The sequence below is a fragment of the Parasphingorhabdus sp. genome (assembly GCF_036568145.1).
Taxonomy (GTDB): domain Bacteria; phylum Pseudomonadota; class Alphaproteobacteria; order Sphingomonadales; family Sphingomonadaceae; genus Parasphingorhabdus.
In genome coordinates this window covers 329,847-350,538 of record NZ_DATCTC010000031.1, presented here as the reverse complement: position 1 = coordinate 350,538, position 20,692 = coordinate 329,847, and the positions used below count along the sequence as shown (strand labels likewise).

The following is a 20,692-nucleotide window of genomic DNA, read 5'->3' as shown; positions in this document are numbered from 1 at the left end:
CGTGTCGAGCGCATGTTCGGAAAGCTGAAGCAACAGCGCCGTATTGCCACCCGCTATGACAAAACCGTCCTCTCCTTCGAGAGCTTCCTCAACCTCGCCGCCGCCCGACTATGGCTAAAGTCTTTTGTCAACACGGCCTAGCATTCAAGAGTGCTGGACCAATGAAGATGACAGAATTTCAGGTTTTGTCGTTATCGCTAAAACGCGCGAAAGAAGTATTCCTTACCTGATTTCAGCATATTGCGACATAGAAGCAGACATTTATCCGCCCGGTAAGGAATTTCTTGAGTACTTAAACGCCATTTACATACTCGGTGATGACGGATTGCTTGAACGCAAGGATTTGTATTTTGAACCCTTGTCTTCCAATGCAATATCCCACAGCCCCATTCCAGAACTCAATTCCAGAGTATTTTATTTTGTCGGCGAACTGAAGTCAGAAAGGAAAAATAACTTAGATTTTTTCAGGATTGTTGATGCTGATATATATACAGAGTTAGGCCTAAATTTTGGGCAGTTTATAGAGATTACACCGCAAGAGAGATACGAGTTGACCAAAGAGTTCGAACTGCGGTGACATGTATTGCGGGGCTACGAAATGCGTTGTCCACTTCGCTGGCTATCAGGCCGAATAGCGGGCTATTTTTTCGCCCCTCAACTCAACCAGGCATGCACCAGACCCATGGCCATATAAAATAGCAGCCAGTATCCTGCGTCGATAAAGAACAAGGCCTTGCTCTTTCTTGAGAACAGGTAATTGGTGCCGATCGCGGGGATGATGAAGGTCAGGGCGATGCCGGTCGAAATCATCATCTTTACATGGATGGGCGGCTGGCCAAGGCGGTAGAACATGTGGGCGAGCATGGCGGAGGAGATCAGGGCGAAAACCATGGCCCCGCCATATATCAGGCCCATATTGCCGCCCTGGACATCTTCCTCGGTCAAACCGACTGCGCCCATCCATTTCTTGCTCATGATCGGGCCGTACCAGATGCCGCCGATCAGAAAGCCGCAGACCGCAGCCAGAACGATTGCGAGCCAGTTTACCTCAAGTAAATCCATCTCATCCTCCCCGTTTGTAAATATCTGCTTTTATACGCAGATCTACGGAAAATCCAGCTATGCCGGAAGGCTGACGGCCGCGGCCGGTAAACGACCCTGCAAACGGGGCGTGACTCAGGGGAAAATAGGTCGTAAAGGCGCGCCAATATGGCAACAGCAATCCCCTCTCCGCCCAAAGTCGGCATGGTGTCCCTTGGTTGCCCCAAGGCGCTAGTCGATAGTGAACGTATTTTGACGCAGCTCCGCTCCGATGGTTATCAGATGTCGGCGGACTATGCGGGCGCGGATGTCGTGTTGGTCAACACATGCGGCTTTCTCGACAGCGCCAAGGAAGAATCGCTTGAAGCTATTGGCGAGGCAATGGCCGAGAATGGTCGGGTCATCGTCACGGGCTGCATGGGTAATGAGGCGGAGATGATCCGCGCGCGTTTTCCCGATATTTTGGCGGTAACCGGGGCCCATCAATATGAAGATGTGGTCAATGCCGTCCATGAAGCCGCTCCGGCTGCACGCGGCGCTTTTATTGATCTGGTGCCTGATGCCGGTCTGAAGTTGACTCCGCGCCACTATAGCTATCTGAAGATTTCCGAAGGCTGCAACCACCGCTGTTCCTTTTGCATCATCCCGTCCCTGCGCGGCGATCTGGTATCGCGGCGCCCCGATGCGATCCTGCGCGAAGCTGAAAAGCTGGTCGCCAATGGCACCAGGGAATTGCTGGTCATCAGCCAGGACACGTCGGCTTACGGCGTGGATATCAAGCATCAACCGCGCGAATGGCGGGGTAAAGAGGTGCGGGCCCACATGACCGATCTGGCGGCGGCGCTGGGCGAACTGGGGGTCTGGACTCGTCTCCATTATGTCTATCCCTACCCCCATGTTGACAAGGTCATTCCGCTGATGGCGGAAGGGAAGATCACGCCCTATCTCGATATTCCGTTCCAGCATGCCGCACCCAATGTACTGAAACGGATGAAGCGTCCCGCAAATGAAGCCAAGGTTTTGCAGCGGGTGAAAAGCTGGCGCGATATTTGTCCTGACCTCACCATCCGATCGACCTTTGTGGTCGGGTTCCCGGGTGAGACGGAACAGGATTTCCAGTATCTTCTCGACTGGCTTGAAGAGGCCCAACTAGACCGTGTCGGTGGTTTTCGTTTTGAGCCGGTCGAAGGCGCTGCTGCCAACGCACTTGACGGCGCTGTGCCCGAAGAGGTCAAGGAAGAACGCTATCAGCGGCTGATGGAAAAAACCGCCGCGATCAGCGCCGCGAAACTACAGGCCAAGATTGGCCGGACATTACCCGTTATCATTGACGAAATCGGGGAGCCAGATGAAGATGGCGACATTGGCGCAACAGCCCGGTCACAGGCCGATGCGCCGGAAATAGATGGCAATGTCTTCCTTCGTAATGTGAGCAGGAATCTCGCGATAGGTGATATTGTTGATGCGGTGATCGAAGATGCAGACGCGCATGATCTATACGGAGTACCCGGCGAGGTCTGATTTAATGGACTATTCCGTTCAAGGGATAATGCCGGACGCGTTAAACGGAACGTCCCTTTAACCATATATTTGCACGGGCTCGCAACCTCTCGTTCTTATGGGGCGGTTATGAACAAAATGATCAGGAGATATGCGTCCACGGGACATTCCACCGCACGTCAGGCCAGCATGATCTCGGCTGCTGAAGTTTTGATGGCTTTTACGGCAACGGCGGTCGGTTACCTTGCGATTTATGGCATGGATGACGGGTTCTGGAAGATCATGACTTTCGCGTTTTTTGTGCCATGGGTTATCTGCCTGCCTGCTAATTTCTATGGTGTGAAACAGCGCCAGCAGTTGATTGATATGGCTGTTGAGCTGAAAGATACGCAAGAAAGGCTCCAAAAGGTTAACCAGGATCTGGAGCTTCGTGCGAATATTGACGGATTGACCGGTCTTGCTAACCGGGAGCATTTCATAAAACTATTCGATCAGCTGCGGATGGAGTCGGCGAATAATGTCCTGCTCATAATCGACGCGGATCATTTCAAGTCTATCAACGATGGTTACGGTCATCCTGTGGGTGATAGGGCGTTGATCTCGATATCCTCTGTGTTCAAATATATCTTGCGTAAAGGTGATCTGGTCGGCCGCATCGGAGGGGAGGAGTTTGGGGTTTTACTGCCTAATACTTCTGAGGCTGAAGGCGAGATTATCGCCGAAATGATCCGCTATGAGATCGAAAACATATTGTTTGAACCGCAAAAAGGCGTGACCCGGCGGATGACGGTCAGCATCGGCCTGACCGGTGTGTCGCCTTATGAAGAGCGCGCTATTTCGATGCGTAACGCCGATAGCGCGCTGTTTGAAGCCAAGCGCCGTGGCCGCAACCAATGTGTACGTTATTCGCCGGGCATGCGAGACAAGCCGCGTCCGTTCTATGAAGCGAGCCAAAGGCAAGGTCCGATCCCCATACGAGCCTGATCCGGATTGGGAAATTTCCGGAACCGGATATGTAAATTAGCGATGACGGACACGGCCTGCGCTGCTAGTCATGCCGTCATGACAGATACAGATACAGATACAACCACCCCCGCGCCGCCTGACAAGAGCGGCAATGAACAAAAGCATCTCTATCTGGTTGATGGTTCGTCCTATATTTTCAGAGCCTATCACCGTTTGCCGCCACTGACCAATATCCGTGGTGAACCGGTAGGCGCGGTCTATGGTTATACGACCATGCTGTGGAAACTTGCCGAGGAATTGCACAAGGCGGACGGACCGACCCATCTGGCGGTGCTTCTGGACAAATCATCGCAGAGCTTCCGCAACGGAATTTACGAGCACTATAAAGCGAATCGGCCCGAAGCACCGGAAGATCTGCGACCGCAATTCCCGATGATTCGCGACGCCACCCGGGCATTCTCGCTGCCACTTATTGAGGAAGAAGGCGTTGAAGCCGATGACATGATCGCCAGCTATACCAAGGCCGCGCTGGAGCGGGACTGGAAAGTTACCATCGTGTCATCGGACAAGGATCTGATGCAATTGATCGAACCCACAGACAATAGCCGTGTCGACATGCTCGATACGATGAGAAATGTCCGCATGGGCAAGGCGACGGTTGAAGAAAAATTCGGCGTCGGACCGGAGAGGCTTGGCGATGTTCTTGGCCTGATGGGGGATAGCGCGGATAATATTCCAGGCATACCCGGCATCGGTCCCAAAACCGCGTCCAAGCTCATCAACGAATATGGTGACTTCGAAAGTGTCCTTGCCGCTGCGCCTGAAATGAAAAAGTCCAAGATGAAGGAAAACATCCTGGAGAATATTGAGCTGGCGCGTCTTTCGCGGGTATTAGTGACACTGAAAGACGATTGCCCGCTGCCCGACCCTCTCGAAAGCTTTGCCTTGCAGGCTATCCCTAAGGAGCCCCTGAGGGAGTTTCTGACACATCACGGGTTTAACTCGCTTCTCAAAAAACTGGGTGGCGGTCAGGCAGAACCGCAAAACCCGGATGTTGATGGCGGGATCGGGGATAGGGCGCCCATTTCATCCGCTGTGCTGACCAAACCGGTTGAAGCGCCAGCGATTGACCGCAGCCAGTATGAGTGTGTGCAAAGTCTTGAAAGCCTTGACCTATGGATTGAGCGCGCACGCAAGGCCGGTGTCTTTTCGATAGATGTCGAGACGAATAGCCTGGAAAGCGTTTCCGCGCGCGTTGTCGGTATCTGCATGGCGACCGGCCCCAATATGGCTTGTTACATCCCGCTGGGTCATGGCAGCGGCGATATGTTTGCGGAATCTCCTCAACAGATTCCTACCGCTGAAGCCTTGGCCCGGCTAAAGCCTCTGCTTGAAGATGACGCTGTCCTGAAAGTCGGGCAGAATCTTAAATATGACATGACCGTTCTTGCTCAGCATGATGTCCGCATTGCACCGTTTGATGACACGCTCGTGATGAGTTTTAACCTCGATGCCGGCCTGCACGGTCACGGCATGGACGAGCTTGCAAAGCTGCACCTCGGCCATGAATGCATCAGTTTCAAGTCATTGACCGGCACGGGCAAAAAAGCGATCAGCTTTGCCGAAGTGCCTCTCGACAAGGCGACCGAATATGCCGCCGAAGACGCCGATGTTACATTGCGCCTGTGGGAAATATTGCGCCAGCGCATGGTCCCGGAACGAGCGACGCGTATTTACCAGATGGTTGACCGCCCGCTTGTCCCCGTCATAGCCCGGATGGAGGAAACGGGCGTGCTGGTAGACCGCGAGGAACTGGCGCGGCTTTCGCAGAGCTTTGCCGAGAATATGGCGGAGCTTGAAAAGGAAATCCATGATCTGGCCGGGGAGAGTTTCGCGGTTGGCAGTCCCAAGCAGCTGGGAGAAATCCTGTTCGGGAAACTTGGCCTGAGGGGCGGGAAAAAAGGAAAAAGCGGACAATTTTCAACTGATGTCACCGTACTCGAACGGCTGGCCAGCGATGGTGAGCCCATTGCGCAAAAAATTGTGGGATGGCGGCAATTATCAAAATTGAAATCCACCTATACCGACGCATTGCAGGAGGCGATCAGCCCGAAAACCGGGCGTGTCCACACCAGCTATTCGCTTAGCGGAGCGCAGACCGGACGACTATCTTCGACCGAGCCAAATCTGCAAAATATTCCGATCCGCACCGAAATCGGCCGGCAAATCCGTCAGGCCTTTGTCGCCGCGCCGGGTAATGTCATATTGGCTGCGGATTATAGTCAGATTGAACTGCGCCTTGCAGCGCATATTGCCAATGTGGATACTCTGAAAGCCGCCTTTGCTGCCGGTGAGGATATTCATAACCGCACCGCACAGGAATTGTTCGGCGCGGTCGATCGCGACACGCGTGCACGCGCCAAGACGATCAATTTCGCGATCCTTTACGGTATCTCCCGCTGGGGACTGGCCAAACGTCTGGAAGTTGATGCAGACGAAGCACAGGCGATGATCAACACCTATTTTGAACGCTTCCCCGGTATAAACCACTATATTTCCGAAACACTGCAATCTGCACGGGACTGTGGTTTTACCGAGACATTATTTGGCCGAAAAACCCATTACGAACGTATCAGATCATCAAATCAGGCAGAACGCCAAGGCAGCGAGAGGGCAGCAATCAACGCCCCGATTCAAGGCACCTGTGCCGACATCATCAAACGCGCTATGGTCCGAATGGGGCCTGCACTGGCGGATGCGGGTCTGAGCGAAGTAAAAATGCTGATGCAGGTACATGACGAACTTGTTTTCGAACTGCCAAAAGAGAATGTCGATGCGGCTTCCGCCGTAATCCGCAAAGTAATGGCAGGCGCTGCAGAGCCAGCGATAAAACTTTCAGTGCCTTTGGACGTGGATATCGGGACAGGCAAGAATTGGGATGAGGCGCATTGATACGCGCATTAAAAGTGCGGGCAATCTAGGTAGGATCACCGGGTTTGCCAGCATTTTTAATCACGCCATTTAATCACTCCGCGCGGTCAGGGACCGGCCATTTTTGCTCAGGATGGTCAAAGTCCCGCTCTTGATCCAATAGTGCTGTGCGCTTTGTAATATTGTCATTAGCCGTTGATCCTGCTGCATTAATGCAGGAGCACAGGCTTTGCGGGTCATGGCGATGTCGCTCATGACTTTAAGTGTTTTGCCGGTTGCTTCATAACGGCCGGAAAACATGTTGCAGCCCCCTGAACCAGAGATTCTGCCATTTTCACCGAAGGTAACAGTAGCCTTGCTGTTGTCGATGACACCGCCGCCGTTAATATCCTCAATAGTCCATGCTGCACCCTGTATCGCAGAGCTATCCGTGCTTTCAGAGCTTTCGACCATCACCAGTTCAATCTGGCCTGCGTCATAGGCCGAAGAAGACAGGTCAACAATATGTCCTGTCTTGGTTCTCCAGATAATATCACCGGCTTTGGACCGGATGAGCGCACGCACCTCATAGGTGTCGCCCGGGATCATCATGGACTGGTCCGCCACAAACGAAAACGGAACCGGGACGTTTTTGCCATCCAAGGCTATGTTGGCTCCAGCAAACAGGTTGCCAAGCGGGTTGTTCAAGGACGTATCAAGCAATACTACAGATAGCTCTGCCCCTGGCGGCAAAGCAATGCGCGGGCGGTAATAGACTTCGCCGCTAATCGTGGTTTTCATTGCCTGCTTATCCGCGACTTCCACTTCGCTCGAGGTGGTTGTGCAACCTATAGTTAATCCTGCCAGCGTCGCCGCCGCTACGATATTACGTAATTTCATATCAAATTCGCTTTCTTCTTCATCCTCATACCGACTTATAAACATGAAGCAGGTGGCAAGGGGTCGTGAACCTGCTTTCGGTCAGACGTTGGACAATCACAAGTTTTTCAAAGCTTACAGGGCGTTGCGGTAAAAGCAATATAGCTATTCACAATTGCGGCATCAGACCCGCTCCCCGGCATGTTTGAGATGCAGGAAGAATTTGTCCACCGCCGCCTTTAAGCATGGCGGCAGTGGTTATTGATATAAGCATCCGGGCCGGTCGTTAATCCCGGCGCTGATGCGCGCGGTCAGTCTTTCAAGGTTTCCAGGAAAGCGATAACCTCTGCTCTTTGCTCGTCATTGCGCAGTCCGGCAAAGGCCATTTTTGTGCCGCGCACTGTTTTCATGGGCTCTTTCAGAAACTTGTCCAAAGTTTCCGTATCCCATGTCAGGCCGGATTCTTTCATTGCGGGAGAGTAGTTAAATCCGGCTAGATGCGCCGCTGGTTGACCGGCAACGCCCCAAAGATTGGGACCAATGCCATTACGGCCATCTTTCTCTACAGTGTGGCATGCGCGGCATTGTGCAAATGCGGCCGGGGTTGCTACCGCTGTTTCGGTTTCAGGTTTGGTTTCAGTCACAGTTTCGATCTGAGCTTCATTTTCCTGGATATTTTCTGGTGCCGGACTGGATGTTTCCGACCCGCATGCGGTCAGTAAAAACAAGGTTGTAGCCGATATCAATGTTACTTTTGCGATCATTATCTTTATTCCAAACAAATGTTAAATCTTATCCGACAGTGGCGGTCGAGAGCAATTCTTCAATCGCTTTATCGTCATATCCCAAAGAGGCCAGTGTTTCCTGAATATCCGCGCCGGGTTCGGGCATGGTAAAGCTCTGTGAAGGGCGTTTGCCGTCCATTGCAATCGGCAGGGTGGGGAGTTTGGTCACGGTGCCGTTGGTGAGGATGGTTTCTTCCAGTCCGTCGCCGCTATTGAGGTGCGGATCTTCAAACATATCTTCGGGCCGGCCAATCGGCGCGAAGGGGAGGCCGGTACCTTCCAGTTTTGCGATCAGCTCATCGCGGGTATAACCGCTAATCAATTTGCGGATTTGCGGCATGATACGGTCGCGCGCGGCCACGCGGTTGTTATTTTCACGGATGCTTTCGTCTGCCCAAAGATCATCGAGATTGAACAGCTCACAGAATTTTTGCCATAATGCATCGGTGACTACGCCGATGAAAACCGGATCATCCTTGGTCTGGAACACATCGTAAATGGCCCATGCGGAAATCCGCGCTGGCATCGGGTCGGCGGCTTTGCCGGTGACAGCTTTTTGCGCCATATGCTGGCCGACGAAATAAACAGTGGTCTCAAAAAGCGAGCTTTGAACCATCTGCCCCTTGCCAGTGCGGTGGCGTTCTTCCACTGCGGCAAGGATGCCGATAACGCCAAACATGCCGCCTGCGACATCAATGACGCTGGAACCAGCCCGTAAAGGCTGGCCCGGGGGGCCGGTCATATAAGCAAGGCCGCCCATCATCTGCGCCACTTCATCCAGCGCGGTGCGGTTCTCGTAAGGGCCGGGGAGGAAACCTTTTTCCGAACAATAGATCAGCCGCTCATTGGTTTTGGATAGCGCTTCATAGCCAAGCCCCAGCCGGTCCAGTGCGCCGGGTCTGAAATTCTCAACCAATATGTCGGCATCTTCTGCCAGCTTTTTGGCGATCTCCAGCCCCTTATCGCTTTTTAGGTTGAGGCAGATGCTTTTCTTGTGCCGGTTATACATCGGGAAATAGCCGGAGCCTGATCCGACAAGGGTCCGTGTGCGGTCGCCGCCCATCGGTTCAATCCGGATAACTTCCGCGCCCAGCGACGCAAGGATAGCACCAACCGCGGGACCCATCACCATGTGCGTAAATTCGACAACCTTCAAACCTGCAAGAGGCGTGGGACCAGTCATGCTGAAATTCCTTTAAATCCTAGTGGTAGTCCGGCATCGGGGGTAAAGCCGTAAAGCGGCTCGCCGGGAAGAGCTTCGGCAACAATATCGCGTACCTTCAGCAGTTTTGGCAGGTCAATGCCGGTATCTATCCCCATTGCTTCCAGCATGAAGACCAGATCTTCGGTGACAATATTGCCGGAAGCACCGGGCGCGAACGGGCAGCCGCCCAGACCGCCAAGCGAGCTGTCAAATGTCGTAATTCCTTCTGCCAGCCCGGCCATGACATTGGCGAGGCCCAGACCGCGCGTATTGTGGAGGTGGAGTGTATTCAGCTTATCGCTGCCAATCGCGGCTTTCACTTTGCGCACCAGCCGGGTGACCTGCGCCGGATTGGCATAGCCGGTGGTGTCGGAAAGGCCGACTTCGGCAACGCCCGCCTCCATCGCTGCTTCGGCAAGGCGGACAATCTGGTCATCTGGAACCGGCCCCTCGATTGTGCAGCCAAATGCGGTGGACAGGCCAACTTCGAAATAGGGGCGCTGCTCCTCGGGCTGCTGGGCCACAAGATCGGCAATCGCCTTGATCTCGGCAATCATCGCGGGGTGGTCCTTGCGGACATTCTTGATCGAGTGGGTTTCCGACATCGAAAACGGGATCGACATTTTATCGACACCGCAGTCAATAGCGCGCTCCGCCCCTTTCAGATTGGGGACCAGAGCCACGACATCCAGACCAGGGATCGTCTTGGCAAAAGCCACTATTTCCGCCGTGTCAGCCATTTGTGGTAGCAGTTTGGGCGGCACAAAACTGCCGACCTCGATCTCGCTCACACCGGCTTCGGCTTCCGCCTTGATCCATGCCTTTTTGGCTTCGGTCGCCATGACACGGTCAACGCTTTGCAGGCCGTCACGCGGTCCCACTTCGCTGATGGTGACGGATGTTGTCATTTAGTTGCTCCTAGATAAATCCATGGCCGCGCCGCCCGGTCAGCCGCCTGCCATGCGGCAATATCGTCCGCCATTTTCAAACTTAGGTCGATAGAGTCCAATCCCTCCATCAACATGGCTTTCGCTTCCTCATCAATCGGGAATGACCAGCTTTGCTTATCATCAATTGAGATGCGCTGTTTCGGAAGATTGATAGTAACCGGCAAGCGCGATTGTTCGATTGCCGTAATCTCCGATGCATCCAATATAGCGGGCAAAATGCCATTGCGGACACAGTTCCCGGCAAAAATCGGTGCAAAGCTTGGCGCGATCACTGCGCGAAAACCATATTCGGCTAGCGCCCACACTGCATGTTCGCGGCTTGACCCGCTGCCAAAATTTTCTCCGCCCAGAATGATTTGGCTGTCTGCAAAAACCGGGTTATTCATAACAAAATCCGGATTGGGCTCTCGCCCCCCGATTTCGGTATAGCGCCATCCTGCGAACAGACCGTCAGCCAGACCGGTCTTGCCAGTGCTCTTCATTTCGCGTGATGGAATGATCTGGTCGGTATCAATATTATCGCGGATTAGTGGCATCGGCAAAGATGTAAGGGTGGTGAGGGGTTCAGCCATTCGCTATCTCCCGCGGATCTGCAATTTCTCCGGCAATGGCGCTGGCGACTACTGTTTCGGGGCTGGCAATATGGGTTTTGACATTCGGCCCCTGGCGACTTTCAAAGTTCCGGTTGGTTGTAGAGATGACCCGCGAACCGGCGTCAAAACTTTCTCCGCCTGCGTAAAAGCACATGGAACATCCGCTTTCGCGCCATTCAAAACCGGCCTCTTTGAAAATCCGGTCAATGCCCTCGGCTTCTGCTTCCCGTTTGACGCGAGAGGAGCCGGGAACACAGATGGCCTTGACCCCGTCAGCGACTTTCTTGCCCTTAAGCAATGCAGAAGCGCGCCGCAGATCGCTTAGGCGGCTGTTCGTACAGCTGCCGATAAAGGCTGCATCAATGGGAACCCCCTTGATCGGTTGACCCTTTTCAAGCGCGATATATTGAAGCGGGCCCGCTTTGGCATCATCGGGTACAGCTCCATCGATCCCGATTGTCTGGCCGGGATTGGTGCCCCAGCTAACCATCGGGCTAATGCTGCTGGCATCAATCTCAATTTCCTGATCGAAATGGGCACCGACATCGCTGTGTAACGTTTGCCAGCTGTCCAGCGCTTTATCCCAATCGCTTCCGGTTGGCGCATAGCGGCGCCCTTTCAGATATTCAAATGTCTTTTCATCTGGCGCGATAAAGCCGGACATTGCGGAAAATTCCGTCGCCATATTACACAAAGTCATCCGCCCTTCCATGTCGAGGGCAGTCACGGCACCGCCAGCAAACTCGACGGCATGACCTTTGCCACCAGCGGCGCTGTATCGGGCGAGTAAGGTGAGGATCATGTCCTTCGGTGTCACGCCTCTTGCTAGCGTGCCGGTAAACGTAACCCGCATGGATTTGGGCTTGGTGAGGCGCAGCGTTCCTGTCGTCATGGCATGTTCCGCCTCTGACGAACCAATGCCCCAGGCCAGCGCCCCAAACGCGCCTTGTGTGCAAGTGTGGCTATCTGGCGCAATCAGCGTGCAACCCGGTAGGACAATGCCCAGTTCGGGCGAGACCACATGGACAATGCCCTGATCCGGATCGTTGACATCAAATAATGTTATGCCTGCTGTATTTGCCGCGGCGCGTGTTTCGGTGATAAATGCTTGTCCGCCCGGCATCAATGTTTGGTCACTGCGGCCCGGGCGAGTATCAACAATATGATCCATCACCGCAAACACACGCGCAGGATCGGCAACCGAGCGCCCGGCAGCGGATAGCGAATTCAACGCCGCCGCACCGGTGCGCTCGTGCAGGAACACCCGGTCAATGGCAATTAAAGCCCCGCCGCCGGGTAGTTTCGAGACCACGTGGTTGTCCCATAGTTTGTCAAAAAGAGATTGCACTTTAACCAGCTTTAATTCCCCATCTCTGCATCAACAGTCCGCCAGTCCCTTGTCACAAATTTCTCCTGAATAGCGGTGCGGGTTTCGAGTAAGCCGTTGCGTATCCAGTGCCAAGTGCGGCAACGATTCTGTCCATCATCCGAAATCTGGATCTGTTCATAAAGGTAGAGCGAAGGATCACCTTGCCGCTGCCAATACAACATTACTGTGCGGTTATATTCATCCAGCGGAACTTCAGCTGCCCATCCTTTGATCAGCTCGTTGTCCCACCAAACCCGTTTATCGCGGAACTCGGCTGGAAAATCCCGATTTTCTGTTTTGCCGTCGGCCCATGTGTAATAGTTGGTCTGATGGTAAGGCGCTGGACCTTCATCCGGAAAACGGCAGAGCAGGCGTGAGGCGTGCTCGTCAATCTTTTCATTTTGGGCGTTGAAATAGGTGTATGTACCGTCCCAAACACCTTCGTGGCGGGCCAAAATTGGCATTTCTTCTCTAATTCCCATGATAATCTCCTTTATCTTGATTGCAGGGCTAAGTGATATTCTCTGGCTGAACGGGCATTGAGCAGGTCGAGATGCCGCTTTGCCAGTGCTGCGGGATCCAGAACTTCTGGCTTGAACGCGCGGGTATTGTCTTTGCCAGCTTTATACCATGGTTCGAATATTTCCGATGCCCGGACGATTTGCCATGCCTTGCTCAGATAGTTGCCATAGCGGTCAGGGGACAGGTCGGGATAGAGGGAATCCGGATCGCCCGATGGAACGGATGGAGTCACTATGGCATGAATCCCGAATTGTGCCGCAACCGCATCGATGACCTCCTGCCAGTCGGCCCAGTCTGTTGGAGCCTGCCCCGTCCAGTCGCCTGAGAGGCCGTGGCCGGGCAGGTCTATGGCGATGCTGCCTTGCGGCACGGATGCGCCGATTGCGGCGGCGGGGGCATGGAGCAGGAGCTTGTCTGCGTCACGCGCGCCCTTCCAGTGGATTAACCCGCTGAAACGCGCTGTTTCTATGGGCAGAAAGCCTTCATCCTGAGCCTCGTTAAGCGGCGGCAGGGCAGGGTTATCTGTCTTCAGTAGATGAGCCAGACTAACGGCCTGATGCTCGTCCGGCGTTGCGACTTTTTGCGCGGACCATGATTTTGGCATCTCGCCGAGCCGGGCAATATGATCTTGCAGGGGATCGCCATTATACGCGCTGATGAGGCAAGGCGGGACATCGGCATCCGCGTCCGGAATATCCCTTGGTGCGCGCAGGACAGCGCCGTAGCCAGTTTGATAGGCATTGCCCGCGTCCAGCATTTCGCGCACGATAGCGTCCACGCGCACGGGATCGTCATGGGCGCCGGGCAGGCGGGAGCCGTCATTTGCGGCGAACCACGGGAAGAACCAGCTTTGTTCGAGAATCCGGTTCCAGAGCCATGTTAAATGCTCGCCATATGCAGAAGGATGGAATTCCGGCAAATAGCTGTCGCTGAACAGCGAGACTTCTTCCGGCGTCCAGATAGCATAGCCGCCCACGGCCAGAGTCGAGAATCGATTCGGGTGGCGTTTGAGGGCCGTGACCAGAATGATCCCACCGGAATGAAAGCCGTAAGCCGCGCATTTTTCGATGCCCACAGCGTCCAGAAAACCGATAATCGCATCTGCATATTCATTGATTTCCGGTTCGCCCGGCAAAGCGTCGGACTGTCCAAAACCCGGCGTATCCGGCGCGATACAGGTGAAATGCTGACTCCATTTTTCTATCAGCGCTTCATATTCTTTTGAACTGCGCGGGCTTTGGTGAACCATCAACAGCACAGGGCCATTGCCCGCTCTGCGATAATGGACTCTGCGGCGATTGCCGTTCGATTCGACATCTATAAAGTGGCGCGTGATCATGATGCCCTATATTTGTCCGGACAAATTTGTCTCGACAAGTCTTTTCTGTTGTTTAATATGTTTTTATCGATTCCGGAGAGATTTTTTATGAATGTAAAAGGTACGAAAATGGTAGAAGATGGCCGCACAGCGCGGGAAATCTTCGAAGAACTGATGAACAACCCGGCACGCAAGAAATTCGGCTTTGGTGACAAGCTCGCCATCATAAATGTCGATGTGCAGCAGGCTTATACACGCATGGACATGTTCAAGACCGCTTATGAGACCGATTCGAATCAGATTGATTATATCAACCGGATCTCGGCTCTGGCGCGGGCGAAAAACATGCCGGTGATATGGAGCCGGGTGGCCTATAAGGACGACGCGGGCGACGCCGGAGTGTGGGGCACGCGGACCGATACCGAAGACAGCCTTCAAAATATCAAATATGGCAGCGAACGGCATAAACTGGACCCCCGCTGCGAAGTCCATAGCGACGACCTGCAATATACCAAGCGTATGCCGAGTGCGTTTTTTGAAACACAACTGGCAAGCTATCTCGTCTGGCACAAGGTGGATACGGTTGTAGTCACCGGCGGTTCAACATCCGGCTGCGTCCGCGCGACAGCGGTTGATGCGCTGAGCTATGGTTATCGCACGATTGTCCCTATTGAAACCTGCGCGGACAAGCATGAAAGCTACCATTTCGCCAACCTTACCGACCTGCAGATCAAATATGCGGATGTCGAGCCGGTGCAGACGGTGATTGACTGGCTGGAAGCACAATCATGAGCGAAGCACAAAAAGCCGATCCCGGTCTTTACGATTATCTGCCCTATCGCGGTCGTCCCAAAATCTCGTGGCCGGATGGCAAAACCTGCGCGGTATGGGTTGCTCCCAATCTGGAGTTTTACGAGCTGGACCCCGCGGTCAATCCGCACCGCAAAAGCTGGGCCAAGCCCCATCCGGATGTAGTGGGTTACAGCCACCGCGACCATGCCAACCGGGTGTCGCACTGGCGCATGGCAGAGATGATGAGCAAGCACGGCTTTCCGGGATCGGTCAGCCTGTCGGTTGCTTTGTGTGACCATATTCCGGAAGTTGTGGAAGATGCGAGCCAGCGCGGCTGGGAATTTTTCAGCCACGGTATTTATAACACCCGCTATTCCTATGGAATGGACGAAGCGCAGGAGCGCGCAATTATCGAGGATTCCATCGAGACGGTCGAGCGCGCCACTGGCCAGCGTATTCGCGGCTGGCTGGCCCCCGCGCTGACCCACACACCGCGCACGCTTGATCTGATCGCCGAATATGGGCTGGATTATACCTGCGACCTCTATCACGATGACCAGCCGACCAGTGTTAAGGTGAAATCGGGCCAGCTAACGGCCATTCCTTACAGCCTTGAAGTCAACGACCATTACGGCTTTTTCATTTATAACATGAGCCCGCGCGAATATGCCGACACGCTGATCCGGCAATATGACCGCCTGGCAGACGAAGGCGCGCAATCGGGCACCGTGATGTGCATTCCGCTCCACAGCTATCTGATCGGTCAGCCGCACCGGATAGGGCCTTTTGAAGAGGTTCTGGAACATATTGCGGGAGATGGCCGGGCGTGGATTACCAAGGCCGGTGATATTGTCGACGCATTTCGGGCACAAATGGGAGACGCAAAATGAGCCTGGACCCCAGCTATCTTGAATATCCCAAACGCCGGCGCGGGATGGACCATGAGTATTATGACTATTCGATCATGCATCAACGTCCGCCCGTCACCTGGCCGGATGAAAAAAAGCTGCTGATCTGGCCGGTCATCAGCCTGGAATATTTTCCGATGGTGCCGCAGGATCAGCCGTTTCGTGCGCCGGGGCACATGCAAACCGCTTATCCCGACTATCGCCATTATACGGCGCGCGAATATGGCACGCGGATCGGTATATACCGGCTGCTCGGTGCGTTCGAGAAAGTCGGCGCGAAAATATCGGTCGCAGCCAACAGCGTCATCGCTGAACGCTATCCGGAGCTGATCGAAGATATTATCGCTGGCGGACATGAAATTGTCGCGCACAGCACCGACATGAATGGCACGATTGCCAGCGGCGTGGACGAAGCGGATGAGCGCACGCTTATCAACGGATCGTTCGATACGCTTGAAAAAGTGACCGGAACACGTCCGCGCGGTTGGCTGTCTATTGCACGGTCGCAAAGCTTTAACACGGCAAGGCTGCTGGTGGAGGCAGGCGCCGATTATATGTGCGACTGGGCAAATGATGAACTGCCTTATGCGTTTCAGACGGATGCTGGCACTATCGCCAATATTCCGCTGAACCATGAATTGTCGGATCGCCAGATTATCAATGTGCAACAGCAATCGGTGGACAGCTATGCTCAGCAGATGATCGATGCCGCAGACTGGCTATTGGGTGAAGCCAAGGCGCATGGTGGCCGCATGCTGCCCATGCACATCACGCCTTATATCATGGGTCTGCCCTACCGGATTGCAGCTTTTGAAAAGCTGATCGCCGGTTTTGCCGGGCGCACCGATATTGCTTTTGCCCGCGGTGATGAAATATTTGATACATGGAAGGCACAGCAATGAAAGTCGTCAACCCCCGCACCGGAGAAGCCGATTACGAAATTGCGCCGCTGGATGCCGATGCTGTAGCTGCCGAGGCGCAGCGCTTGCGGCAAGCACAGCCCGATTGGGCGGCCAAAACATCGCAAGAGCGCGGCGACATCATGCGGCAATGGGCCGATGCAATCGAGGCGGCTTTGCCACAGATCATCCCGGCATTGACCGATGATACCGGACGCGGGGGCATTTCAAGGATAGAGGCTGGCGGTGTGCCGGACCAGATCCGCCGCTGGGCCGAACGGGCGCCGAAGCTGATTGATGCGGGACAGCCCACCGGGCAGCCTACATCGCACCAGACCATCACGACTTCGACCCAGCTTGTGCCTTATCAACTGGTTGGCGTTATCAGTCCGTGGAACTTCCCGATGACACTTGCCCTGATCGACGCGGTTCCGGCGCTGATGGCGGGCTGTGCGGTGCTTATCAAACCGTCGGAAGTGACGCCGCGCTTCATGAAGCCGTTGATGGAAACAGTGCGCGCGATTCCTGAATTGGCGAAGGTTCTATCCTTTATCGAAGGTGACGGAGCCACAGGCGCTGCGATGGTCGGCAATTCCGATTATATATGCTTCACGGGATCAGTCGCCACCGGCCGAAAGGTTGGCGAAGCGGCTGCTGCGGCCTTCATTCCCGCCAGTCTGGAGCTTGGCGGCAAAGACCCTATGATCATCCTGAGCGATGCCGATCCGGACAAAGCCGCCGCTATTGCCTTGCGCGCAAGCATTGTGAACACGGGTCAAGCCTGCCAATCGATTGAGCGGGTTTATGTCGCACGCTCTATCGCAGACGATTTCCTGGCCGCATTGAAAGAAAAAGCGGAAGCGGTTCAGCTCAACTATCCGGATATAAAGCAAGGCCATATCGGGCCGTTTATTTTCGGCAAACAGGCTGAGCTTACACAGAGCCAGATCGATCAGGCAGTTTCCAAGGGTGCGGAAATCCTGACGGGCGGTAAGGTCGAGAATCTCGGCGGTGGCCAATATCTTCGGCCCACGGTGCTGACCAAGGTTACGGCGGATATGGATATTATCCGCGAGGAAAATTTCGGTCCGGTCATTCCTGTCACCATCTATGATGATGTGGAAGAGGCGATTGCACAGGCCAATGCCAGCAAATTCGGCTTGTCGGCAGCGGTCATCAGCGCGTCGGTTGAGCAGGCGGAAAAAGTCGCTGGAAAGCTTAACGTAGGCGCGGTTTCCATCAATGATGGCTCGCTCACCGGCATGGTCTGGGAAGCGGAGAAATCGAGTTTCGGTTACTCCGGCCTTGGCGCATCACGGATGGGGGAAAGCGGTTTGCTGCGATTCTTCCGCAGCCGCGTTCTCATGCGCCAAACGGGTGAAGCGGCGCAGATCGCCAGCTTTGCCGAAGAGAATTTTGCTTGAGAGCCTATGAAATAGGGCCGCAAGACGGGCTGGACAGTCTGCGTCTGGTGGAGCGTGATACGCCCACTCCCTGTCCGGGCGAGGTTGCGGTAAAGGTTCATGCGGTCTGCCTGAACCACCGCGATCTGCTCACGCTGAAAGGACAATATGGCGCCCTGAAATCGGAGGACCGCATTCCCGTGTCAGACGGTGTTGGCAGTGTGACCGCGCTTGGTGACAATGTTTCCGGGGTGGAAATTGGTCAAAGGGTTATCGCGCCCAATTTCGTCACCTGGCTGGACGGCAAGTTTACACCGGCAATATTCGGGCAAGACCTTGGGATCAGCCGTGATGGCTGGCTGGCCGAGACAATAATAATGCCTGCAGATGCCATTATCGCGGTTCCGGATGGAGTGAGCGATGACGCGGCTGCGTCCATAGCGGCGGCGGGTAGCACGATCTGGAATTGCATTTGTGCGTTCGGCGGTTTGGAAAAGGGCGACCTTGTGCTCACCCTTGGGACAGGCGGCGTATCGATATTGACCCTTCAGATTGCCAAGGCACTTGGCGCACAGGTAGCGATTACATCTTCCAGCAATGACAAGTTGGAGCGCTGCAAAGCGATGGGTGCGGATTTTTGCGTCAATTACCGCGAGAATGAAGACTGGCCCACTGCGCTTATGGCTGAAACAGGCGGACGCGGCGCGGATATTATTGTTGAAACCGCGGGCCTCAACTCGATTGAACAAAGCATTGCGGCCTGCGCGCCCAATGGCCGGATCGCACTGATCGGGGCCTTGTCCGGTCAGCTTGATAAAGTGCCGCAGCTTGCGGGCCTCATTGGCAAAAATGTGACCATGAAGGGCATTACTGCCGGTAACCGGGAGATGCTGGGCGAACTGGTCGATCTGATCTCCCGCACCGGTCTAGAGCCGCTCATCGACCGGAAATTCACTTTCGATGACGCTCCCGCCGCTTTCACATATCTGGAAAGCGGCGACCACATGGGTAAGGTGATGATTACGCTCTAGCGTTTTAACTCGGCCAGTTCGTACCAGGTCATCATATAGCCGCCAACGCCGCCTTGCACGAAAATGCCGTCTTCGTCGTCGGTGATCCAGACATCATAAGGAGGATGCTCGCCCGCCATTCCGCCGGTTCCCGGAATGATGCTGGCATCGTCAATGAACTGGAGATGCTTGCACTGGAATGTTCCGGCCGGAACGGTGATTTCTTCCTTGCCAATATAGATCGCGCCGATTTTTACCTGCGCAATTTGCGGCGGTGTCGCCCCGCGATGGTCGGGGGAGGGGAGGTAGAAATTGAGCAGCCTTTTATCCCCTTCCTTCCAGTCCAGGGTAGAGAGCATATAGCCGTCCGATACGATGGGATGGGTGCCAAAACCGGTCAGGGGCAATTCCGCCTCAACCTTTTGGGACAAGCGCCCGATAGACGGGCCGTATGATTCCATTTCGACATGCTGGCCGTCAAAGCGCATCCAGCCTGACCCCATGAACGCATCTCCAACCGTCAGCCGCACATGCAGATCCATTGGCTGGTTATGTTCGTCCAGTGAATAGATGATATCACGCATCACTGTCGGTTCCGGCTCATATATTTCGCAATGAGCGCGCATTGTGACCTTGCCGTCACCATGGCGCGTAAACATAAAGGTTTCAAAACCGCGGTTTTTACCCTCCATCTCCGGTTTGCGTGATGTATATTCCAGTCGGCCTTCAATAATACGGTGCTTCATCAAATATCTCCTTATATTCACCATGCCAGTGCATTTTTCGCTTGCCAAGAAGAATTTGTCCGGACAAATACCATGATGAAAGATTAAAGGGGTCCATCATGGAATTTCTAACTGCAAACGAACTCAGTATCCTGCGCTGGATACATATTCTGGCAATGGTTTACTGGCTAGGCGGCGAATGGGGCGTTTTCCAGACCAGCTATCATGTCACCAACCGCAATTTGGCGCTTGATGAGAGACGGCGGCATATGGAAACCGCATATCGCATCGATATTTTGGCGCGCACCGGTATCGTGCTGTTGCTGCCACTCGGTCTGCATATGGGTAAACTATATGGTTTCGTGCCGTTTCTTGAAGGAGCGGGCGTCTGGTGGATGTGGCTGTTCTTCGCTGTCTGGCTGGCGATGACCTGGGCAGCCTTTATCAAACGGCAAACCGATATTGGTATCAAGATCACGAAGATCGAAGAATATCTGCGCTATCCGTTGATCGCTGTTCTGTTCCTCTTTTCGTTCATGGCTTTTGGTGGCAGCGGACCGGTCGAATCGGGTGAAGGAAGCTTCTGGTATCCGACCAAAATCGCGCTTTACGCTTTTGCTCTTTGCATTGGTCTGTTCCTGCGGGTCATTATGCGCCGCTGGACCATGCGGTTCCAGGTTCTCGCACAGGGACCAAATGCAGCGGAAGAAGCCGCTCTGGAAAGAGAAATCGGACAAGGCCGTATCGCAGCCTATATTTACTGGATCACCATTTCCGGGGTCTGCTTCCTCGGAGCTGTGAAGCCGTTCTAAAGCAACACCCGTTGCAAACATTAAAGGGCGCGCCTGCGGTAATCCGCATGGCGCGCCTTTTGCGTTTTGGGGGTTTGTCATAGGCTAGATTACATTCCGGCGCTGG

Annotated in this window: 21 protein-coding genes; 11 read left to right on the top strand and 10 right to left on the bottom strand. The window is 54.3% G+C overall.

The window, feature by feature from the left end:
- Positions 1-141: transposase (locus VIN76_RS13165; RefSeq protein ID WP_332042325.1), on the top strand; the 141-nt coding region annotated here is incomplete at its 5' end.
- On the top strand, positions 125-577 hold the full coding sequence (locus VIN76_RS13160; protein WP_332042312.1) for a hypothetical protein: 453 nt from the start codon (positions 125-127) through the stop codon (positions 575-577). The genes VIN76_RS13165 and VIN76_RS13160, both read left to right, overlap by 17 nt.
- Positions 578-654: 77 nt before the next feature.
- On the opposite strand, the gene VIN76_RS13155 is transcribed toward VIN76_RS13160, so the two are convergent.
- A complete protein-coding gene (locus VIN76_RS13155; protein WP_332042311.1) occupies positions 655-1,062 on the bottom strand; it encodes a DUF1761 domain-containing protein in 408 nt (135 codons plus the stop codon).
- 147 nt (positions 1,063-1,209) lie between these two features.
- Between VIN76_RS13155 and rimO the strand changes: the two genes are divergently transcribed.
- From rimO to polA, 3 genes are all read left to right on the top strand, one after another.
- On the top strand, positions 1,210-2,562 hold the full coding sequence (gene rimO / locus VIN76_RS13150) for a 30S ribosomal protein S12 methylthiotransferase RimO (protein WP_332042310.1): 1,353 nt from the start codon (positions 1,210-1,212) through the stop codon (positions 2,560-2,562).
- Positions 2,563-2,670: 108 nt separating this feature from the next.
- Positions 2,671-3,525: a GGDEF domain-containing protein gene (locus VIN76_RS13145; RefSeq protein WP_332042309.1), complete on the top strand. Its 855-nt coding sequence runs from the start codon at positions 2,671-2,673 to the stop codon at positions 3,523-3,525.
- 78 nt (positions 3,526-3,603) lie between these two features.
- Entirely contained in the window at positions 3,604-6,459 is a 2,856-nt protein-coding gene (polA, locus tag VIN76_RS13140) for a DNA polymerase I (protein ID WP_332042308.1), read from the top strand.
- 69 nt (positions 6,460-6,528) lie between these two features.
- On the opposite strand, the gene VIN76_RS13135 is transcribed toward polA, so the two are convergent.
- The 8 genes from VIN76_RS13135 to VIN76_RS13100 all read right to left on the bottom strand — a co-directional run bounded on the left by VIN76_RS13135 (position 6,529) and on the right by VIN76_RS13100 (position 14,058).
- Positions 6,529-7,317 carry an META domain-containing protein gene (locus tag VIN76_RS13135; RefSeq protein WP_332042307.1) on the bottom strand — a complete coding sequence of 263 codons (789 nt, stop codon included), beginning with the start codon at positions 7,315-7,317 and terminating at the stop codon, positions 6,529-6,531.
- Positions 7,318-7,607: 290 nt separating this feature from the next.
- Positions 7,608-8,060 carry a cytochrome c family protein gene (locus VIN76_RS13130; RefSeq protein ID WP_332042306.1) on the bottom strand — a complete coding sequence of 151 codons (453 nt, stop codon included), beginning with the start codon at positions 8,058-8,060 and terminating at the stop codon, positions 7,608-7,610.
- Positions 8,061-8,088: 28 nt separating this feature from the next.
- Positions 8,089-9,264, bottom strand: a complete 1,176-nt coding sequence (locus VIN76_RS13125) for a CaiB/BaiF CoA-transferase family protein (protein ID WP_332042305.1) — start codon at positions 9,262-9,264, stop codon at positions 8,089-8,091.
- The gene (locus tag VIN76_RS13120; protein WP_332042304.1) at positions 9,261-10,193 is read right to left on the bottom strand and encodes a hydroxymethylglutaryl-CoA lyase; all 933 of its coding nucleotides are present in this window, start codon (positions 10,191-10,193) and stop codon (positions 9,261-9,263) included. Before VIN76_RS13120 ends, VIN76_RS13125 begins: the two co-directional genes overlap by 4 nt.
- Positions 10,190-10,807, bottom strand: coding sequence for a 3-isopropylmalate dehydratase small subunit (gene leuD / locus VIN76_RS13115; RefSeq protein WP_332042303.1), 618 nt, complete (start codon positions 10,805-10,807; stop codon positions 10,190-10,192). The genes VIN76_RS13120 and leuD overlap by 4 nt, the downstream gene beginning before the upstream one ends.
- Entirely contained in the window at positions 10,800-12,176 is a 1,377-nt protein-coding gene (locus tag VIN76_RS13110; RefSeq protein ID WP_332042302.1) for a 3-isopropylmalate dehydratase large subunit, read from the bottom strand. Before VIN76_RS13110 ends, leuD begins: the two co-directional genes overlap by 8 nt.
- An 11-nt stretch (positions 12,177-12,187) precedes the next feature.
- Positions 12,188-12,679 (bottom strand): DUF3598 domain-containing protein, encoded by a 492-nt coding sequence (locus tag VIN76_RS13105; protein ID WP_332042301.1) that lies wholly within the window; start codon positions 12,677-12,679, stop codon positions 12,188-12,190.
- A gap of 11 nt (positions 12,680-12,690) precedes the next feature.
- Positions 12,691-14,058 (bottom strand): alpha/beta hydrolase, encoded by a 1,368-nt coding sequence (locus VIN76_RS13100; RefSeq protein WP_332042300.1) that lies wholly within the window; start codon positions 14,056-14,058, stop codon positions 12,691-12,693.
- An 87-nt stretch (positions 14,059-14,145) separates the two neighbouring features.
- Here VIN76_RS13100 and VIN76_RS13095 point away from each other — a divergent pair, with 87 nt between their 5' ends.
- Genes VIN76_RS13095 through VIN76_RS13075 form a run of 5 tightly spaced genes read left to right on the top strand, consistent with a single transcriptional unit; the run spans position 14,146 to position 19,070 of the window.
- On the top strand, positions 14,146-14,829 hold the full coding sequence (locus VIN76_RS13095) for an isochorismatase family protein (protein ID WP_332042299.1): 684 nt from the start codon (positions 14,146-14,148) through the stop codon (positions 14,827-14,829).
- The gene (locus tag VIN76_RS13090) at positions 14,826-15,719 is read left to right on the top strand and encodes a polysaccharide deacetylase family protein (RefSeq protein WP_332042298.1); all 894 of its coding nucleotides are present in this window, start codon (positions 14,826-14,828) and stop codon (positions 15,717-15,719) included. The genes VIN76_RS13095 and VIN76_RS13090 overlap by 4 nt, the downstream gene beginning before the upstream one ends.
- Entirely contained in the window at positions 15,716-16,639 is a 924-nt protein-coding gene (locus tag VIN76_RS13085) for a polysaccharide deacetylase family protein (RefSeq protein WP_332042297.1), read from the top strand. The genes VIN76_RS13090 and VIN76_RS13085 overlap by 4 nt, the downstream gene beginning before the upstream one ends.
- Positions 16,636-18,060 carry an aldehyde dehydrogenase family protein gene (locus tag VIN76_RS13080; RefSeq protein ID WP_332042296.1) on the top strand — a complete coding sequence of 475 codons (1,425 nt, stop codon included), beginning with the start codon at positions 16,636-16,638 and terminating at the stop codon, positions 18,058-18,060. Before VIN76_RS13085 ends, VIN76_RS13080 begins: the two co-directional genes overlap by 4 nt.
- The gene (locus VIN76_RS13075) at positions 18,057-19,070 is read left to right on the top strand and encodes an NAD(P)-dependent alcohol dehydrogenase (protein ID WP_332042295.1); all 1,014 of its coding nucleotides are present in this window, start codon (positions 18,057-18,059) and stop codon (positions 19,068-19,070) included. The genes VIN76_RS13080 and VIN76_RS13075 overlap by 4 nt, the downstream gene beginning before the upstream one ends.
- On the opposite strand, the gene VIN76_RS13070 is transcribed toward VIN76_RS13075, so the two are convergent.
- Positions 19,067-19,795 (bottom strand): hypothetical protein, encoded by a 729-nt coding sequence (locus VIN76_RS13070; RefSeq protein ID WP_332042294.1) that lies wholly within the window; start codon positions 19,793-19,795, stop codon positions 19,067-19,069. The two genes, VIN76_RS13075 and VIN76_RS13070, sit on opposite strands and share 4 nt — an antisense overlap.
- A gap of 98 nt (positions 19,796-19,893) precedes the next feature.
- Here VIN76_RS13070 and VIN76_RS13065 point away from each other — a divergent pair, with 98 nt between their 5' ends.
- On the top strand, positions 19,894-20,586 hold the full coding sequence (locus tag VIN76_RS13065) for a hypothetical protein (protein WP_332042293.1): 693 nt from the start codon (positions 19,894-19,896) through the stop codon (positions 20,584-20,586).
- Positions 20,587-20,692: the final 106 nt, after the last annotated feature.

Coding starts and splice junctions, on each gene's coding strand:
- VIN76_RS13145 (WP_332042309.1), top strand. CDS start 2,671: ATGAACAAAATGATCAGGAGATATGCGTCCACGGGACATTCCACCGCA.
- VIN76_RS13130 (WP_332042306.1), bottom strand. CDS start 8,060: ATGATCGCAAAAGTAACATTGATATCGGCTACAACCTTGTTTTTACTG.
- VIN76_RS13065 (WP_332042293.1), top strand. CDS start 19,894: ATGGAATTTCTAACTGCAAACGAACTCAGTATCCTGCGCTGGATACAT.
- VIN76_RS13135 (WP_332042307.1), bottom strand. CDS start 7,317: ATGAAATTACGTAATATCGTAGCGGCGGCGACGCTGGCAGGATTAACT.
- VIN76_RS13105 (WP_332042301.1), bottom strand. CDS start 12,679: ATGGGAATTAGAGAAGAAATGCCAATTTTGGCCCGCCACGAAGGTGTT.
- VIN76_RS13100 (WP_332042300.1), bottom strand. CDS start 14,058: ATGATCACGCGCCACTTTATAGATGTCGAATCGAACGGCAATCGCCGC.
- leuD (WP_332042303.1), bottom strand. CDS start 10,807: ATGGCTGAACCCCTCACCACCCTTACATCTTTGCCGATGCCACTAATC.
- polA (WP_332042308.1), top strand. CDS start 3,604: ATGACAGATACAGATACAGATACAACCACCCCCGCGCCGCCTGACAAG.
- VIN76_RS13155 (WP_332042311.1), bottom strand. CDS start 1,062: ATGGATTTACTTGAGGTAAACTGGCTCGCAATCGTTCTGGCTGCGGTC.
- VIN76_RS13070 (WP_332042294.1), bottom strand. CDS start 19,795: ATGAAGCACCGTATTATTGAAGGCCGACTGGAATATACATCACGCAAA.
- VIN76_RS13085 (WP_332042297.1), top strand. CDS start 15,716: ATGAGCCTGGACCCCAGCTATCTTGAATATCCCAAACGCCGGCGCGGG.
- VIN76_RS13120 (WP_332042304.1), bottom strand. CDS start 10,193: ATGACAACATCCGTCACCATCAGCGAAGTGGGACCGCGTGACGGCCTG.
- VIN76_RS13090 (WP_332042298.1), top strand. CDS start 14,826: ATGAGCGAAGCACAAAAAGCCGATCCCGGTCTTTACGATTATCTGCCC.
- VIN76_RS13095 (WP_332042299.1), top strand. CDS start 14,146: ATGAATGTAAAAGGTACGAAAATGGTAGAAGATGGCCGCACAGCGCGG.
- rimO (WP_332042310.1), top strand. CDS start 1,210: ATGGCAACAGCAATCCCCTCTCCGCCCAAAGTCGGCATGGTGTCCCTT.
- VIN76_RS13080 (WP_332042296.1), top strand. CDS start 16,636: ATGAAAGTCGTCAACCCCCGCACCGGAGAAGCCGATTACGAAATTGCG.
- VIN76_RS13125 (WP_332042305.1), bottom strand. CDS start 9,264: ATGACTGGTCCCACGCCTCTTGCAGGTTTGAAGGTTGTCGAATTTACG.